General features: G+C 69.2%; 15 protein-coding genes, 1 tRNA gene and 1 pseudogene. 9 read left to right on the top strand and 8 right to left on the bottom strand.

Annotated elements, in window-relative coordinates; all coding sequences use genetic code 11:
• Positions 1-108: 108 nt before the first annotated feature.
• Positions 109-726: a response regulator gene (locus O7543_RS01885; protein WP_281550465.1), complete on the bottom strand. Its 618-nt coding sequence runs from the start codon at positions 724-726 to the stop codon at positions 109-111.
• Between the two features lie 106 nt (positions 727-832).
• On the opposite strand from O7543_RS01885, the gene O7543_RS01880 reads away from it, so the two are divergent.
• A tRNA-Leu gene (locus tag O7543_RS01880) sits at positions 833-909 on the top strand.
• 44 nt (positions 910-953) lie between these two features.
• Here the strand turns inward: O7543_RS01880 and O7543_RS01875 are convergent.
• Positions 954-1646, bottom strand: coding sequence for an NUDIX domain-containing protein (locus O7543_RS01875; protein ID WP_281550466.1), 693 nt, complete (start codon positions 1644-1646; stop codon positions 954-956).
• 197 nt (positions 1647-1843) lie between these two features.
• On the opposite strand from O7543_RS01875, the gene O7543_RS01870 reads away from it, so the two are divergent.
• The 5 genes from O7543_RS01870 to O7543_RS01850 all read left to right on the top strand — a co-directional run bounded on the left by O7543_RS01870 (position 1844) and on the right by O7543_RS01850 (position 7989).
• Positions 1844-3514: a hypothetical protein gene (locus tag O7543_RS01870; RefSeq protein ID WP_281550467.1), complete on the top strand. Its 1671-nt coding sequence runs from the start codon at positions 1844-1846 to the stop codon at positions 3512-3514.
• Between the two features lie 7 nt (positions 3515-3521).
• Entirely contained in the window at positions 3522-4463 is a 942-nt protein-coding gene (locus O7543_RS01865) for a hypothetical protein (protein WP_281550468.1), read from the top strand.
• Positions 4464-4516: 53 nt separating this feature from the next.
• Positions 4517-5326 carry a hypothetical protein gene (locus O7543_RS01860; protein WP_281550469.1) on the top strand — a complete coding sequence of 270 codons (810 nt, stop codon included), beginning with the start codon at positions 4517-4519 and terminating at the stop codon, positions 5324-5326.
• Between the two features lie 115 nt (positions 5327-5441).
• A complete protein-coding gene (locus O7543_RS01855; protein ID WP_281550470.1) occupies positions 5442-6041 on the top strand; it encodes a LemA family protein in 600 nt (199 codons plus the stop codon).
• Positions 6042-6045: 4 nt separating this feature from the next.
• On the top strand, positions 6046-7989 hold the full coding sequence (locus tag O7543_RS01850) for a M48 family metallopeptidase (RefSeq protein ID WP_281550471.1): 1944 nt from the start codon (positions 6046-6048) through the stop codon (positions 7987-7989).
• 156 nt (positions 7990-8145) lie between these two features.
• On the opposite strand, the gene O7543_RS01845 is transcribed toward O7543_RS01850, so the two are convergent.
• From O7543_RS01845 to O7543_RS01830, 4 genes and pseudogenes are all read right to left on the bottom strand, one after another.
• The gene (locus O7543_RS01845) at positions 8146-8337 is read right to left on the bottom strand and encodes a DUF397 domain-containing protein (RefSeq protein ID WP_281550472.1); all 192 of its coding nucleotides are present in this window, start codon (positions 8335-8337) and stop codon (positions 8146-8148) included.
• Positions 8338-8372: 35 nt separating this feature from the next.
• Complete coding sequence (locus O7543_RS01840) at positions 8373-9083, bottom strand: SDR family NAD(P)-dependent oxidoreductase (RefSeq protein ID WP_281550473.1); 711 nt, start codon at positions 9081-9083, stop codon at positions 8373-8375.
• Between the two features lie 173 nt (positions 9084-9256).
• Positions 9257-9436, bottom strand: a complete 180-nt coding sequence (locus tag O7543_RS01835) for a DUF397 domain-containing protein (protein ID WP_281550474.1) — start codon at positions 9434-9436, stop codon at positions 9257-9259.
• A pseudogene (locus tag O7543_RS01830) lies at positions 9433-9947 on the bottom strand (DUF5753 domain-containing protein). The gene O7543_RS01835 and the pseudogene O7543_RS01830 overlap by 4 nt, the downstream one beginning before the upstream one ends.
• Positions 9948-10477: 530 nt before the next feature.
• Between O7543_RS01830 and O7543_RS01825 the strand changes: the two are divergent.
• Positions 10478-10840 (top strand): hypothetical protein, encoded by a 363-nt coding sequence (locus tag O7543_RS01825; protein WP_281550477.1) that lies wholly within the window; start codon positions 10478-10480, stop codon positions 10838-10840.
• Positions 10834-11436: a hypothetical protein gene (locus O7543_RS01820; RefSeq protein WP_281550478.1), complete on the top strand. Its 603-nt coding sequence runs from the start codon at positions 10834-10836 to the stop codon at positions 11434-11436. Before O7543_RS01825 ends, O7543_RS01820 begins: the two co-directional genes overlap by 7 nt.
• Positions 11437-11600: 164 nt before the next feature.
• Here the strand turns inward: O7543_RS01820 and manD are convergent, their stop codons facing one another.
• Positions 11601-12809 (bottom strand): D-mannonate dehydratase ManD, encoded by a 1209-nt coding sequence (manD, locus tag O7543_RS01815; protein ID WP_281550479.1) that lies wholly within the window; start codon positions 12807-12809, stop codon positions 11601-11603.
• A gap of 120 nt (positions 12810-12929) precedes the next feature.
• Between manD and O7543_RS01810 the strand changes: the two genes are divergently transcribed.
• Positions 12930-13937 carry an LLM class flavin-dependent oxidoreductase gene (locus O7543_RS01810; protein WP_281550480.1) on the top strand — a complete coding sequence of 336 codons (1008 nt, stop codon included), beginning with the start codon at positions 12930-12932 and terminating at the stop codon, positions 13935-13937.
• Between the two features lie 209 nt (positions 13938-14146).
• On the opposite strand, the gene O7543_RS01805 is transcribed toward O7543_RS01810, so the two are convergent.
• Positions 14147-16471, bottom strand: a complete 2325-nt coding sequence (locus tag O7543_RS01805; RefSeq protein WP_281567317.1) for a cellulose binding domain-containing protein — start codon at positions 16469-16471, stop codon at positions 14147-14149.
• Positions 16472-16516 lie beyond the last annotated feature (45 nt).

Genomic DNA, 16516 nt, shown 5'->3' with positions numbered 1-16516 from the left:
CGTATGGCTGTAACACGCGTCGGCTGTCATCCCCCGACGCCGATGCCGGGGCGACGGCTCACTGCTGCCGCCGGCGTCACCGCTCTGCTGCTGACTGGCGGCCTCGGTTCACTGCTGCTGGCTGGCGGCCTCACCGGGCGTCTCGGCCAGGATCCGGTCGGCGACGTCGCGCATGGTCATCCGATGGTCCATCGCCATCCGCTGGATCCACTTGAACGCCTGCGGCTCGGTCATGCCGTACGAGGTCATCAGCATGCCCTTGGCCCGCTCGACGACCTTGCGGGTCTCCAGCCGGTCGGTCAGGCCAGCGACCTCGGACTCCAGCGCGGCCACCTCGGAGTAGCGGGACAGCGCGATCTCGATCGCCGGCACCAGGTCGCTCTTCTGGAACGGCTTCACCAGGTACGCCATCGCACCCGCCGCCCGGGCCCGCTCCACCAGGTCCCGCTGGCTGAACGCGGTGAGGATGACCACCGGGGCGATCCGGCCACCGGCGATCCGCTCGGCCGCCGCCAACCCGTCCATGATCGGCATCTTGATGTCAAGGATGACCAGGTCGGGCTTGAGCTCCTCGGCGAGCCGGACGGCCGTCTCGCCGTCCCCGGCCTCGCCGACCACGTCGTAGCCCTCCTCCAGGAGCATCTCCGCCAGATCGAGGCGGATCAACGCCTCATCCTCCGCGATCAGCACCCGCCTGCGCTCGGCACCCGCCTGCCTGTCGGCCACGTACCCCTACCCCCAACGCTTGCCACCCGACACCCACCGGGTTGGGTGTCACCGCCTTCAGCGTAGTAGGTAGGCTTGGCGTAGCCGGGCCCCAGACCCGACAAAGGTCCCCGTACTCCAACCGGTAGAGAGACGGAGCTCAAACCTCCGACAGTGTGGGTTCGAATCCCACCGGGGGCACCACCCAGCTAGGCGCGGCCCTTCGGTCCGGTGGGCCGGACTCGATATCAGCGCTGTCCCGCCGTTGGCCCGTGGCTTCCGCTGCGCAGCATCGGCGGATACAGCACGGTCGCCCCACCGGCACGGTAGAGCGCGGCGGGCCGGCCCACGTCGGTCACCCGGCGATGGCCGGTAGGAACGAGAAAGTCGTCGGCGTTGACCACCTTGCGGTGGAAGTTGCGGGGATCGATACCCATCCCCCACACCACCTCGTACACCCGCCGCAGCTCGGTGATGGTGAAGGTCGGCGGGCAGAACGCCGTCGCCAGGGTCGTGTACTCCAGTTTGGCGCGGGCCCGTTCGACTCCGTCGGCCAGGATCGTGGCGTGGTCGAAGGCGAGGTCGTCCGAGCCGAGCTCGTCGACCGGCGACCACCTGGCGTGTCGCGCGTCGGTGCCGGCCGCCGGCAGCGGCAGGTCCGGAGCGAGCGCGAGGTACGCGATGCTGACCACCCGGCCTCGCGGATCGCGCCCGGGCTCGGTATAGCTGTACAGCTGTTCGAGGTGGAGGGCGCGGCCGTCGATCCCGGTCTCCTCGGCGAGCTCCCGCAGGGCGGCGGCACCGGAGTCCTCATTGGCGCCGACGAACCCTCCAGGTAGGGCGGTCCTGCCCAGAAAGGGCTGCTTGCCTCGTTCGATCAGCAGCACGTGCAACCGCTCGTCCCGCACGGTCAACACGACCAGGTCAACCGTCAGTGACACCAGGGTCACTACTCCTCGACCGTTCACGGCCCGAGTGTATCCAATCGTCACCTTGACGATAACCGATTGCCCACTTACGCTTGGTAACTGATATCGTCAGCCTGACGATATCTATCGGCTACCTGTGACGACCCGGTCCCGCCCGGTCGTCGTTCAACCGCGATCCGATTTCAGCACCCTCCCCGGAGGTCGCCCTCATGACCGATCAGATCTCCCCCGTGCCGCCGCAGCGGCCGCCCACGCCGCAGCCGGCCACACCGCAACCGCCGACGCCGACGGTGGCGGTGGCGGTGGCGCCCACCTCAGCTACCCGACACCTTGTCGTCGGCGCGTACCTCGACGAGCGGTTCTGCCGGGCCGCGCTACGGGAGGTGTACGACCAGCCGACCCGGGCGGTGGCACCGTCCTACGGGTTCGACCTCGGCACCGTGCTCGGGCACTGCCGACAGGCCGGGCGCATCCTCACCATCCGGGACTCCGTCATCGTCGGAGTGCTGCTCCTCAGCCTCTGCATCGGAGGGTTCGGCATCCTGGCGACCGGCATGCTGCTCGGCGCCGTGCAGTCGGTTGTCTCGACAATCCGGTTGGTGCGCGACTCGCTGCACCGGACAGCCGTCGACGAGTCGCGACGGCTGAGCCGGATCGTTGGCTCCGCCGTCGCGAGTCTGGTCAGCATCGGCGCGTTCTGGCTGTTCCTGGCCCTGCTCTTCGGCTCCGCCAGCCTCCTGGTGACCAGTCAGGCGTTCCAAGGCGAAGACCCCGTCACGAGCTTGTTGGTAGTCGTCCATATCGGAGCCGTGATGGCTTTGTGCGCTGCGTTCGGGCCCACCGTGGTCGCCAACATCGTCCGGTGGCACGAGGCCGCGCAGCATGGGCCCGCCAGCCGTCCGCCGGCCCTGCCGTCGGACGGCCGGATCCAGGAGATCCTGCGGCAGCAGGGCGGGAACACCATCGTCTACTCCGGCTACTCTCCCTTCGTCGGATCGGGAAAGGTCCTGGGAATCTCGGACCTGGCCGTCCGGATGATCCGCCCGCAACAGGGCTTCGATGACCGGTCCTCCGAGTCACAGCGGGAGATCGACGAACTCCCGTTCGCTGCGGAGCAGCTCGTCGGATACGTCCGGGACCGGCTCGCGACGCTCAGCCAGGCGGACTCGCCGGAGCACCTGTTGCCGGGCCTGACGGTGGTGGACAAGGTCTTCACCGCGGGTACCGAGACCACCGAACTAGCCCAGATGACCTGGGGACCCACCATGGTGGACATCATCCGGCAGCCGCGCGACGCCCGCCGGCACTACCTCGCCTGCCAGGTCACCTCCTGGCGGGGCGAGCTGGTCACCACCGTGTACGCGCACTTCGCGCTGCAGGGCCGCACGCTCTACCTCGAGATCGCCACCTGCGCGCTGGCCCCGTGCCGCGACGAGTACCGGATCGTTGACGACGTCAGCAGCATCGGACTACTGCCCTACGCCAGGGCCGCCCTGTCCGGTCTGGCCGAATCACCGCAGGTGGTGGCGATGGCTCCGGTCAACCTGGCCCGGACCGTCGTACGGTCGCTGATCCGGCGCGTCGCGACGAGTCGGTCGGCCCTGCCGTACGGCATCGACCGGGGCGCCCGGGTCGGAGTTCGCGAGCTGGCCACCTTCGACGAGGTCCGCAACGACTTCCAGAACCAGGACGTCGCGAAGTACCAGGAGATTGTCACTCGCCGCCTGGTCGCCGCCACCCTCGACTTCCTCGTCGAGCAGGGGGTGGACGTCACCGAGTTCCGCCAGCGCGCAAACGTCCTGATCAACAGCGGCTTCTACGCCGTTGGCAACGTGCAGACCGGCAACATCTCCAACTCGTTCAACCCGGTCCGGAAGTGAGCATCTGATGAATCAGCCAGGCGTCAGCCACAACAGCGGCTTCTACGCCAGCGGCAACGTACGCACCGGCAACATCTCCAACTCGTTCAACCCGGTTTCCGGCGGCGCCACGCCACACCGGGGCGACACCCGTGCCGTACCGCAGCAGTCCGAAACCGACCCCGCCCAGGAGCGGGCCGATCTGGGTGTGCTGACCGTACTGCCGCAGGAGACGCGCGCCGTCGTCGAGGTCTTCCAGCAGGCCGAGGAGTACCGCCGCAAGGTGCTCCCCGACGGCAGCCGGGTGCACGAGGCCACCTTCGAGACTCCGCACGGGCCGCGCACAGCGGTGCTGATGCAGACCCTGGACCGGGGGCAACTGTCGGCCACCGCCGCCTACACCCGGCTACGGCACTGGTACTCGCCGCCGATCATCGCCCTCGTCGGCATCGCCGGTGGCATCAGCGCCCAACTCGACGTCGGCGACGTGGTCCTCGCCGACCAGATCATTTTCTACGACAACCATCGGGACACCGCGGACGGTCCCCGCTGGCGGGGCGAGTCGACGGCGCTGACGGCGGCACTGACCATCGCGGTAAACGACCTGTTCAGCACCGAGGGCGAGCCATTGCGAATTCCCTCACCGGATCACGGCGGCGACTTCCGCGTACGACGCGGGCCGCTGGGTTCCGGCAGCGCGGTGATCACCGACGAACACTCCCGGATCCGTACGTTCTTGCATGACTTCCAGGAGAAGTGCCTCGCTGTCGAGACCGAGTCCGGTGGCCTCGTACAGGGCTTCCGGGAGGAGTTCGCCGACGGTACCGGGCTCACCGGCTGGCTCGTGCTCCGCGGCATTTCCGACCATGCAGACGCGGCAAAGGGCCACCGCGACCACGACCTGGCGGCCCGAAACGCCGCCCGGGCGTTCCACCGCGTGCTGCCCTACCTGTGGGACGCACGCCGCTGACAGGTGCTGCCCGGACCCGGTCCGGGCAGCACCTGCCGTACCAGGAGGATGCGATGCCAGGTCCGGTTCGCGCCTGGCCACCGCGCAGGCGTGGTCTGTTCAGCCACCGGCTGGACACCGTAATCACCGTCCTGCTCGCCCTGGCGCTCGGTCTGCTCGGCGTCCTTGACGTGGTCGACACCGCCACCGTGGCTGCCGCGACGCTGGGAACGCTGGCCCTGCTCACCACGACTGTGGCCGGGGAGCGCCGGCAGCTGGACCAGGTGGTGCGCCGGCTGGACGGCGCGGTACGGCTGATTCGGCACCTGCCGGCCCAGCCGTCCGGCGGGATGTCGCTACGGGCCTCCACCTCCGGTGCAGACGTCGACCTCACCGACGTCGAGGACATTGCCCTAGTCGGGGTGACCCTCGGCCGGACCCTGCGTAACCAGGTCGATCAGATCGCCAGCCGGCTTGCCGCAGGTGCCCGCATCAGAGTGGCGCTCATCGACCCGGCGACCTCCGTACCGGCCGAGGCCGCCCGGCGGGCCACCCTTCCGGACGACCGGGACATCTTCGTCAACCGGGCCCGGCCTACTCTCGACCTGTTACGCGAGCTGGCCCGTACCGCCCGTCCCGGCACCGGCTCCCTGGAGGTACGGTTGCTGCCGCTCGTGCCGGCGTCGGGGATGATCCTGCTGGACGCCGACGAGGAGACCGGACGCATTCACGTCGACCTCTACTCCCACCGCCCGTCGGCAGCCGAACCGATGATGACGCTGACCACCGCCAGTCTGCAGTGGTACCGACACTTCCGTGACGAGTTCGAACACCTCTGGCGGCACGGACGGCCGGTCGACCTCACTGGTGCTCCGGTGCCCTGACCGGCCGCTCTGGTTCGGCCCGGCTGCGGTGCAGGTGGCGTACGCTCGGGCGAGCTATCAGTGCAGGCCGCCGGGGTCGCTGCGTCACCGCTGGCGAGGCAGGGAGCAGGAGGACATGGAACTGGCCATCGGGCTCTTCTGCCTGATTTGTATAGTTGTGGTAGTCTTCGCCGGGTACGGCGTCGCGGTGTACAACGGACTGGTCACCGCCCGTAACGCGTTCCGGAACGCGTTCGCCCAGATCGACGTACAGCTGACCCGACGCCACGACCTCATCCCCAACCTCGTCGAGGTTGCCAAGGGGTACATGAGACACGAACGTGAGGCGCTCGAAGCGGTGATCGCCGCTCGCGGCGGCGCGGTCGACGCGCAGGCCGCCGCGACCGGTAAGCCGGGCGACCCCGCAGCGATGCAGCAGCTAGCCGGGGCCGAGAACATGCTGACCCAGAGCCTGGGAAGGCTGTTCGCGCTCTCCGAGGCGTACCCGGACCTCAAGGCCAACCAGAACATGATGCAGCTGACCGAGGAGCTGACCTCCACCGAGAACCGGGTCGCGTTCGCCCGGCAGGCCTACAACGACGCGGTGATGGGCTACAACAACAAGCGGGAACGCTTCCCCGGCAGCATCGTGGCGAGCATGTTCTCGTTCAGCCCGGCCGCCCTGTTCGAGGTCGACGATCCGCAGCAGCGGCAGGCTCCCCAGGTGAACTTCTGAGCGAATGAACTTCTTCGAACGGCAACGTCAGGTCCGACGGGTCTCCGCCCGGCTGGTCGTGCTGTTCGTGGCCGCCGTCGTCGGCATCGTGGCCGTGGTCGACCTCGCCGTCTTCGTCGTCTTCGACGGCGCGTCCCGGCAACCGGTCGCGCTCCTCGGCATGCTGGTGGTGACCAGTCTGGCGACCGTCGCGGTGATCGGCCTGGCGGCGCTGGTCCGCACCGTCACGCTACGCGGTGGCGGCGGACGGGTGGCCCGGGAGCTCGGCGGCGTACCGGTGCCGCCGGACACCACCGACCCGCAGCTGCGCCGGCTGCGCAACGTGGTCGAGGAGATCGCCATCGCCTCCAGCGTGCCGGTGCCGGAGATCTACCTGCTGCCGCGCGAGGAGGGGATCAACGCGTTCGCCGCCGGCTGGTCGACCTCGGATGCGGCGATCGCGGTCACCCGTGGCACGCTGGAGCGGCTCAACCGCGACGAGCTGCAGGGCGTCATCGCCCACGAGTTCAGCCACGTGGTCAACGGCGACATGCGGCTCAACATCCGGTTGATGGGGCTGCTGTTCGGCATCCTGTTCCTGGCGGTGATCGGCCGTGGCCTACTGCGCACCGGATTCGTCAGCGGTGGCCGCTCCCGCAGCGACAACCGGGGCGGCAATCCGCTGCCGCTGATCGGGCTGGCGATGGTCGCCGCCGGGTACGTCGGTGTGCTGGTCGGCCGACTGATCAAAGCGTCGGTGTCCCGGCAACGCGAGTACCTGGCCGACGCGTCGGCCGTGCAGTTCACCCGGCAGACCGCCGGGCTGGCCGGTGCGCTCAAGAAGATCGCCGGGCTGCCCGCCGGGTCACAGTTGAAGAGTCCGAAGTCCGAAGAGGTCGGCCACATGCTGTTCGGCCCGGGTGGCAGGCTGACCGCGCTGTTCTCGACGCATCCGCCGATCGCCGACCGGATCAAGGCACTCGATCCCAGCTTCGACGCGACCGAGCTGACCACACTGTCCCGGCGGTGGGCGGCGGCCCCGCCGTCCGGGCTGGCCGAGGACCGCGCGCTCGGGCTCACCGGCGGCACCCCGGGCGGCGCCGCGTTGCCCGCCGACGCCGCGTTGCCCGCCGACGACACCCAGGTGCCGATGGACCCGGCCCAGGTCGTCGACCGGATCGGCGCGCCGCCGGCGAGCGCCTACCAACACGCCGCCGACCTGCTCTCCCGGATCCCGCAGGAGCTGACGGAGCAGGCCCGTCGACCGGACACAGTGGCACCGTTGATCCTCGGCCTGCTGCTGTCGGCCGACCCGCAGGTCCGCGCCGGCCAGCATGCCGCCATCGCCCAGCGGTACGGCTCCGCGCTCGCCGACGCCGCCTGGCAGGCCGGTGCGCGCACCGCCGGCCTGCACCCGATGCTACGGCTGCCGCTGGCCGAGGTCGCCTTCCCCGCGTTGGCGCAGCGGTCACCGGCCGACCGGGACGCGCTCGCCGACGCGATGGCCACCCTGGTCCGGGCCGACAGGCGGATCAGCGTCTTCGAGTACTGCCTGTCCCGGCTCGTCGGCGACGAGCTGCGCGAATCGCTGCGGCCATCGTCGCAGCCGGGCCACGGCCGCCGTACGCTGCGCGCCAGCCAACCGGCTGTACAGACGCTGCTCAGCGTGCTCGCCCAGGCCGGGCACCCGGACCCGGCCGCCGCGCAGCGGGCCTTCGCCGCCGGTGCGGCGCACGCTCTGCCCGAGGCATCCGCCCGGTTCACCCCGCCTGCGGGCGGCGTACTGGAACTGGAATCGGTCTGGCCGCTCCTCGACGAACTGCGCCCGGTGGAGAAGTCCCGGCTGGTGGCGGCGGCGGTCGCGGTGATCGGACACGACGGGGTGATGACCGTGCCGGAGGTCGAGCTGCTGCGGACCATCTGCCTGATCCTGCACAGCCCACTGCCACCACTTCCGGTGCCGGCCTGACCGCTCACAGCCTGCCCCTGGAGCCGCGCTCGTGACGACGTCCTCGCTGACCGACCTCGTACAGCCGTGATCCACAGCGTCTCTTCGACCCGACACGCCGGCGTGTGGTCAGCTGGAGCGCAGCGGATCACGGCACATGCGTCTGAAGATGGGCGGCTACCTCGTTACTGTGGCGAAAACGAGGAAGGCATCCCGTCCGTGGGACGTGAAGATCAACGTCGCCCCTTCCCTATCTTTGCTGTCCCGGACAGCGACGATTCCTGGGTAGTTAGTTGCAACCTCGACACAGTTGCCTTGTGAGCTACTTCGGCTGCTCTTCCGCCGCTCCGCACCGGTCAGATCAGACATGATTCCTCCCCGGTTGACTTCCGCCTATCTCCTACCTACCAGGGTAGTAGCTTGCGGTTGTAGAAGAGGTCGCCGGTGGGTCCATCGTCGGGGAGCGTGGCCAGCCAGGTGAAGGTGTCGGCTGCTTCGCCGGGAGTGTCATTGGCTTTTCCGTAGGCGAGGCGGGTGTCGACCTTCCCCGGCGACGCCGCGTTGACGAGGATGTTGTGCTCGTGTAGCTCTGCGGCGAGGATCTGGGTGAACGCGTTGACGCCTGCTTTGGAGACTCGGTAGGAGACGCTGCCGGTGCCCATTTCGGCGGACGTACCCATGTGGCTGGTGACGTTGACGATCCGGCCGTACCCGTTTCGCTTCATCTCGGGGATGGCGGCTGTGCAACAGCGCCAGGTGCCGATGAGGTTGGCGTCGAGGGTCGCAGCGACCTTCTCCATGTCGGCTGCGCTGGCGGCCTGGCCTCGGTCGATGGCGATGGCGGCGTTGTTGACCAGGACATCGAGCCGGCCGTACTGGTAGCCGACGTCGGCCATGGCGCGCGCGACGCTGGCGGGGTCGGTGATGTCGAGCTGGTGGCCGGAGGCAGGCAGGCCGAGGCCGGTCAGCTCTGTGGCGGTGCGCTCTGCGGCTTCGTCGCTTCTGGCGGTGACCACGACGTGGAGTCCGGCCTGTGCAAGCTGCTGGGCGATTGCTCGGCCGAGCCCTCGGTTGGCTCCGGTGACGACGGCTACCCGCTGGACGTCCGATGTCATGGTGCTATGCGACCAGACCCCGTACGCGTTCGTCCAACTCGCGGGTGGCGGGGGTGTCGTACCTGGTGAGGCGGCTGTGGATGTCCTCCAGTCGGAGACAGGAGCCCCGCCCGGCTTGTCATCGCTGGGCGGGGCTCCTGCCGGCCTACGGTCGGTCACCTATCGCAGTTGGCTCAGTGTCTGGTGGGTACCTCGTTGATGAACGACCGCCAGACGGTCGGGGTGAAGGCAAGGGTGCCGCCATCGCGGTCCTTCGTGTCCCGCACGTACACCCGGCCCGGGATGTTGTCCGCCACCTCTACGCAGGCCGTGGTGTCGGATCGAGTTGACTTGTGCCACTTGGCACCGCTCATGTCCACTTCTCGGCCATCCTTACGATGAGTTCCCTGGTTTGCCGGCTTGCAAGAGTATGCGCACGGATCGACTCCCAGTCCCGATCAAGCTCCGCGACATCATCAGGCGACTCGACAACCCTGCCTCCCAGCCGACCCTCCGCGTATCCGATTCCTCTCGCTTCCACAGTGGCGATAGCGAACGGGCCGTCAAGACCAGGGTAGGCCCCGGTCACGGTCGGCACCACATGGATGATCACGTTTGGCCGGGTCGCAGCCACAGCAAGCGCGTTCAGCTGCTCCCGCATCACGTCGGCATCGCCGACCTCCCGGTGCAGAACGTTCTCCCAAGGACCGCCACCAGGCGACATGGCTCCGGTTCACGGTTGAGGATCTCCTGGCGGCCCAGCCGGGTGGCGATAGCCGCATCCTGCTGAGGGCCGACGACATCATACGAAGCGAGCAGCGCTCGGGCGTACGCCTCGGTCTGCAGCAAGCCCGGCACCACGAGTGGTTGGAACAGCCGAAGCATGCTGGCGCGAGCTTCGTAGTCCACAAACTCGCGGAACCAGACCGGATCCTGTTCACCAACGACAAACTCCCGGTAGAACTTCATGAACGTGGTGCCGAACACCTTGTCCACCATGCCCAGGTAGTTGGGCAGGGCAGGCCGCTCACCGCGCTCGATGGAGCCGACGTGCTTCGCAGAAAAGTGGACGCGCTCGCCCCACGACTCCTGGGTGAGACCCATCGACTCACGCACTCGACGTAGCTCCGATATCAGATATTCGCTACCGCTCACAAGCCCTCACATCCCTCAAATTCCCTCGTGCTGGCCAACGCATTGGCGGCATCGGCGTCCCGCCGTACACGGGTCACCAAACATGTTCCGCCAAGCGCCATTAAGAGTCCAGGGTGGATGCGTCGACAGTTCACTGATCAAAGGATCTTGGCTGTGCATAGTAGTCACGGAATCGACGAACAACTACCGCTGGACCTCGGAGCGGCCCGCCGGATGCGATCGACCTGTGGTACCCGGGTGAACCGGGGACGGTGGTCGCGGTGAAGGGGCGGTTGCGGGAACTGGCCGCTGCCGGTGGTGGGGTGCTGGTCATCCGGCACGACGGGCAACCTGGGGTCGGCCGGGTCGCGGGTACGGCGTACCGCGATGTGGCCGGCGCGGACCCGGCGGCCGACAGCGGTGGTGGTGGTCATGTGGCGGTGCGGCCCTTGTGGTCGTGTGCCGGCTGCGGCGGATCCTGGCCGTGTCTGGTGGCGCGGGTCGAGTTGGCGGGGGTGTTCGGGCCGGTCGCGTTGGCGACGTACATGGTGGAGCGGATGACCGAGGCGGCGTTCGACCTGCCCGACGTCACGGCGGCCGAGCTGTTCGACCGGTTCCTGCTGTGGACGTGGCGGCCATGCTGACCATCCGGACCGCCACAGCCGCTGATGTTGAGCCGTTGGCCGAGTTGCTGGCGCAGGCATGCGTGCTGGACCCGGTGGTGTCCTGGCTGATCAGCGACCACGCGCTGCGCTACCTGACGATGCACCAGCTCTTCACCGCCGAGCTGGAGTTCGGCGTACGGCACGGCATCGTAGACGTCGTCGGCCATTGCGACGGGGTGGCAATCTGGTACCCGCACCCGTTCGACCGGCTGCTCGCGGCGGAGCATCAACGGCGCAGGTTGCGGGCCTGCGGCGACCGGCACGGACCGTACGCGCACTACACGTTCACCGCCGGCCGCATGGAGCCGACCGGCCGGCACCACCATCTGGCGTTCCTGGCGGCGGCACCATCTGGCGTTCCTGGCGGCGGCACCCTGGCTGAGACGGCGAGGCATCGGGTCGGCGCTGCTGGCCGCGCATCATGCCCGGCTCGACCGGATCGGGATGCCGGCCGTGGTCGAGGCGAGCAGCCAGCGACAACGGGTGTTCCACGAACGCCACGGCTACCGGATCGTCCGGGTGGCCCACCTGCCGGCCGGCGGCCCACCGCTGTGGGCGATGCGCCGCTCCGGTGACCCGGTCGACCAACCGCCCATGGCGGTAGCCCGGCGTGTCGGCTGAGCCAGAAGAGCCGCAGCGCCTCGTCGATGTAGAGGCTGAGATACCTCAAACCTGCGTCATAGGGTATCTCAGCCTCACATCGACGCGTGCCGGCGAGGAACCGACCGGCCTGGTCGGGTCACCAGTTGTGCATCGACCCGTCGGTGAGGCGGTTGACCGGCAGCGAGGCCGGCGCGTACGGGTAGCGCGCCGCCGCGGACTCGTCGATGTCGACGCCGAGCCCGGGTTCCTCGCCGGGGTGCAGGTAGCCGTCGGCGAAGTGGTACGAGTGCGGGAACACCTCGTCGGTGGCCTCGGTGTGCCGCATGTATTCCTGCAGGCCGAAGTTGGGGATGCTCAGGTCGACGTGCAGCGCGGCGGCCATACACACCGGGGACAGGTCGGTGGCGCCGTGCGAGCCGCTACGGACGTGGTGCAGCGCCGCCAGGTCGAAGATCCGCCGCAGGTGACTGATCCCGCCGGCCCGCACCACCGTGGTCCGGACGTAGTCGATCAGCTGCTCGGTGATCAGCTGCTGACAGTCGAAGATGGTGTTGAAGACCTCCCCGACGGCGATCGGCGTGGTGGTGTGCTGGCGGATCAGCCGGAAGCCCTCCTGCAGCTCGGCCGGGACCGGGTCCTCCAGCCAGGTCAGCCGGTACGGTTCCAGGTCCTTGCCGAGCCGGGCCGCCTCGATCGGGGTGAGCCGGTGGTGGGCGTCGTGCAGCAGCTTCAGGTGCGGGCCGAACTCGTCGCGTACCGCCGCGAAGACCTGCGGGGTGTGCACCAGGTAGCGCTCGGTCGACCAGGTGGTCTCGGTGGGGATCGCGGCGTCGGCCGGCTCGTAGAACATCCGGTCCTTGCCGACGCCGTAGGTGGCCGGCAGGCCCGGGACGGCGGTCTGCACCCGCACCGCCCGGTAGCCGAGGTCGACGTAGCGGGCCACCTCGGCGAGCACCTCGGGGACCGTCTCGGCGTTGGCGTGGCCGTAGACGGTGACCCCGTCGCGGCAGCGACCGCCGAGCAGCTGGTAGACCGGTAGTCCGGCGGTCTTTCCCTTGATGTCCCACAGCGCGGTGTCGACTGCCGCGATGGCGCTCATCGTGACCGGACCGCGCCGCCAGTAGGCACCCCGGTACAGGTACTGCCAGGTGTCCTCGATCCGGCTCGCGTCCCGACCGATCAGCGTCGGCACCACGTGGTCACGCAGGTAGCTGGCGACGGCCAGTTCGCGGCCGTTGAGGGTGGCGTCGCCGACGCCGGTCACACCGTCCGAGGTGACGATCTTCAAGGTGACGAAGTTGCGGCCCGGGCAGGTCACGATCACCCGGGCGTCCACGATCCGCATCGACCAGTCTCCTCGTCTGCGCGGCCGGCTGCCGCTCGCCGCCGAGGTTAGCCGAATCGACGATGCCGGGAGATCCGGGCGGCGGGAAGATCCGGGCGGGTACCCGGGTTGGGCACAGGTGTGATCGACGTTCCGCTCTCCGTCCTCGACGTGGCCCCGGTCGCCGCCGGCAGATCCGCCGGTGAGGCGCTGCGGCACACCACCGAGCTGGCCCGCCGGGTCGAGCAGCTCGGCTACCACCGGTTGTGGGTGGCCGAACACCACAACATGCCAGCCATCGCAAGCTCGGCACCGGCGGTGCTGCTCGCCCACCTGGCCGCGGCCACCTCGACGATCCGGGTCGGCTCCGGCGGGGTGATGCTGCCCAACCATCCGCCGCTGGTGGTCGCCGAGCAGTTCGGCACGTTGGAGGCGCTGCACCCGGGCCGGGTCGACCTCGGCATCGGCCGGGCCCCGGGCACCGACCAGGCCACCGCGCTGGCGCTGCGGCGAACCATGGCCGGGCTGGGCGCTGAAACGTTCCCGCAGGAGCTGGCGACCCTGATCGGCTATCTGCGCGGCGACGCCGGACCGATCGCCGCGACCCCGCACGCCGGGCAGTCACCGGCGATCTGGCTGCTCGGTTCCAGCGGATTCAGCGCCCAACTCGCCGGCACCCTGGGCCTGCCGTTCTCTTTCGCACACCATTTCAGTGCGGCCAACACGCTGCCGGCGCTCGCGCTGTACCGGCGGCATTTCCGCCCGTCGGCGTGGTTGGACCGGCCGTACGCGATGGTCGCGGTCAACGTCGTCTGCGCCGAGTCGGACGAGCGGGCCGAGTGGCTGTCCGGCCCGGCCGCCCTGGCGTTTCTGCGGCTGCGCGCCGGGCGGCCGGAGGCGCTGGTCAGCCCGGAGGAAGCGGCCGCCTATCCGTACACGGATCTCGAGCTGCAGTTCATCCGCCAACGCAACGAGGAGCAGGCGGTCGGCTCCCCCGACACGGTCCGGCGGGCGCTGCACGAGTTGCGCGAGCGCACCGGTGCCGACGAGCTGATGTTGACCACGATGGTGTACGACGTCGCCGACCGGGTGCGCTCGTTCGAGCTGGTGGCCGGTGACCCGGGTCACCCCACGGACGGCGATCAATAGCTGGAAACAGGAGCTTCATCAGCCGGTCACCGCCGCGCGACGGTCCGCTGGCTATCGTCTTTGGCAGGTGATGGTTCGACGCACGAGATCACGCGTGGGGTGGATGTCGTCGCGTCCGCCGACGGGGGACCGGGTTCCGGTCCCCCGTCGGCGCGTCTACGGCCGTCGACTCACTCAGTCGGCCGCCGGATTCACTAGAAGGGAAACATTCACCGCAGGTAGACGTTCGGCGTCGGTGGTGCCGGCATGTTGGCGCCAATGAAGAACGACGGGTGTGGCGGCTGGTTGTAGGCGGTGTTCTGCCAGGCGACCGCCACCCGGTACTGCGGGTCGTGCATCAGGGTGTGGATCCGTCGATCGGTGGCGTGCGGTGTGGCGTAGATCCGCAACGCGCGGGAATCGCTGGTCCGCCAGATGACCTCCTCCCGCCAGTCGCCGAACAGGTCGGCAGACAAAGCGGGGGTCGCCTTGGTGCCGTTGTTCGATGCCACCCCGGAGCCGGTCAACAGCCGGGTGTCGCCGGAGGTGCCGTACTTGTCGATCCGGGTCTGGTCGAGCAACTCCCGGACCGGGTCGCCGTCCCACCAGCTGAGGAAGTTGGCCGACGACGGCTTACGTCCGACGTTGCCGCCGGTCGGCGAGCGCAGCTCGGAAACGGCCGACGACCAGGACTCGGCACCGGCGCTGCCAGCCCAGATGTCCGCCGATACGCCCCGGCCGTTGTCCCCGCCGGTCGGGGTCTGCCAGATGATCTGCCCGGTACGGGCGTCGATCAGCGCCGACGACGGCTTCGAGCCGTCCTCCTGGACCTTGAAGTACTCCAGCCCGGCACGGCGCGGGTCGAGGTCACCGACGTGGCCGGCGTCGCCGTGGTTCAGGCTGGTGTTCCACAGCCCGCGACCGTTGTCGTCGATGGTGGCACCGCCGAAGACGATCTCGTCGCGGCCGTCACGGTCGACGTCGGCGATGGACAGCGAGTGGTTGCCCTGCCCGGCGTAGCTGCCGTTACCCGACGAGTTGGAGTCGAAGACCCACCGCTGGGTGAGGTTGCCGTTGCGGAAGTCCCAGGCGGCGATGACGGTACGGGTGTAGTAGCCGCGTGACATGATCAGCGACGGCCGCTGGCCGTCAAGGTAGGCGGTGCCGGCGAGGAACCGGTCCACCCGGTTGCCGTACGAGTCACCCCAGGACGACACCGTGCCCCGGGCCGGCACGTAGTTGACGGTGGACAGGGCGGCGCCGGTCAGACCGTCGAACATGGTCAGGAACTCCGGGCCGGACAGCACGTAGCCGGACGAGTTGCGGTAGTCGGCACCGGAGTTGCCGATCACCGTGCCCCGGCCGTCCCGGCTGCCGTCGGCGGTCTTCATCGCCACCTCGGCCCGGCCGTCGCCGTCGTAGTCGTACACCTGGAACTGGGTGTAGTGGGCGCCGGCCCGGATGTTGCGCCCCAGGTCGAGGCGCCACAGCCGGGTCCCGTCGAGCCGGTACGCGTCGACGTAGACGTTGCCGGTGTAGCCGGAGTGCGCGTTGTCCTTGGCGTTGGACGGGTCCCACTTCAGGACGATCTCGTACTGTCCGTCACCGTCGAGGTCGCCGACGCTGGCGTCGTTCGCCGAGTAGCTGTAGCTCTCCCCGGACGGGGTGGTGCCGCCTGGCGGCACCTGCAGCGGCACGTCGAGGTAGCCGTTGGCGAAGGTCAACGACGCCGGCGACGCGGGCTGCTCGACGCCACCGACCACCGCCCGGACGGTGTAGCTGGCGTTGGACGCGGTACCCGCGTCGTAGTAGTTGGTCGACGCGGTGACCGGCGACGAGGTTATCCGGGTGGAGCCACGGTAGACGTGGAACCCGGTGCCGGCGGCCTCGGTGCCGAGCAGCCGCCAGGAGACCAGGTTGCCGGATCCGGAACGGACGCTGATCAGCCCTCGGTCGAGGTCTTCCATCTGCTTGGCGCCGGGCCCCGGCGTCGGCGGCGCGGTGGTGGGCGGTGGCGCCGTGGTCGGTGGGGCGGTCGTCGGTGGTGCCGTGGTCGGGGGTGCCGTCGTCGGCGGGGGTGCGGTGGTCGGCGCGACGCCGCCGGTGCAGGTGGTCCCGTTGAGCGCGAAGGTCGTCGGCACCGGATTGCTGCTGTTGTTCCAGGATCCGTTGAAGCCGAACTCGGTGCTGGCGTTGGTGGCCAGGTTCCCGTTGTAGCCGACGTTGTCCGCGGTGACCTGGGCACCGTTCTGCGTCACCGCCGCGTTCCACGCCTGGGTGATCGTCTGCCCGGCGCCGAACGACCAGGTCAGCTGCCAGGAGGTGACGGGGTCACCGAGGTTGGTCACGGACACGCTGGCGCCGAAGCCACCGGGCCATTGGCTGGTGACGCGGTAGTCGACCGCGCAGCCAGCGGCTGCGGCGGCCGGCGACGCGAGGATCGTGGTGGCCACACCGGCACCGGCCGCAGTGGCCACCGCGGTCGCGACGGCGAGCAGGGCTCGGCGGGGAGTCCCGGGCTGGGACCGGGAACTGTTGGGAGGGACATTGCGCATGGGAGTCTCCGGGAGCAGAGGGCGGGCGGCAACGGACGGACGCCC

This window comes from Solwaraspora sp. WMMA2080, from assembly GCF_027497395.1.
GTDB lineage: Bacteria > Actinomycetota > Actinomycetes > Mycobacteriales > Micromonosporaceae > Micromonospora_E.
The sequence above is the reverse complement of the archived record's forward strand: the minus strand, read 5'-3'. Positions and strand labels throughout refer to the sequence as shown.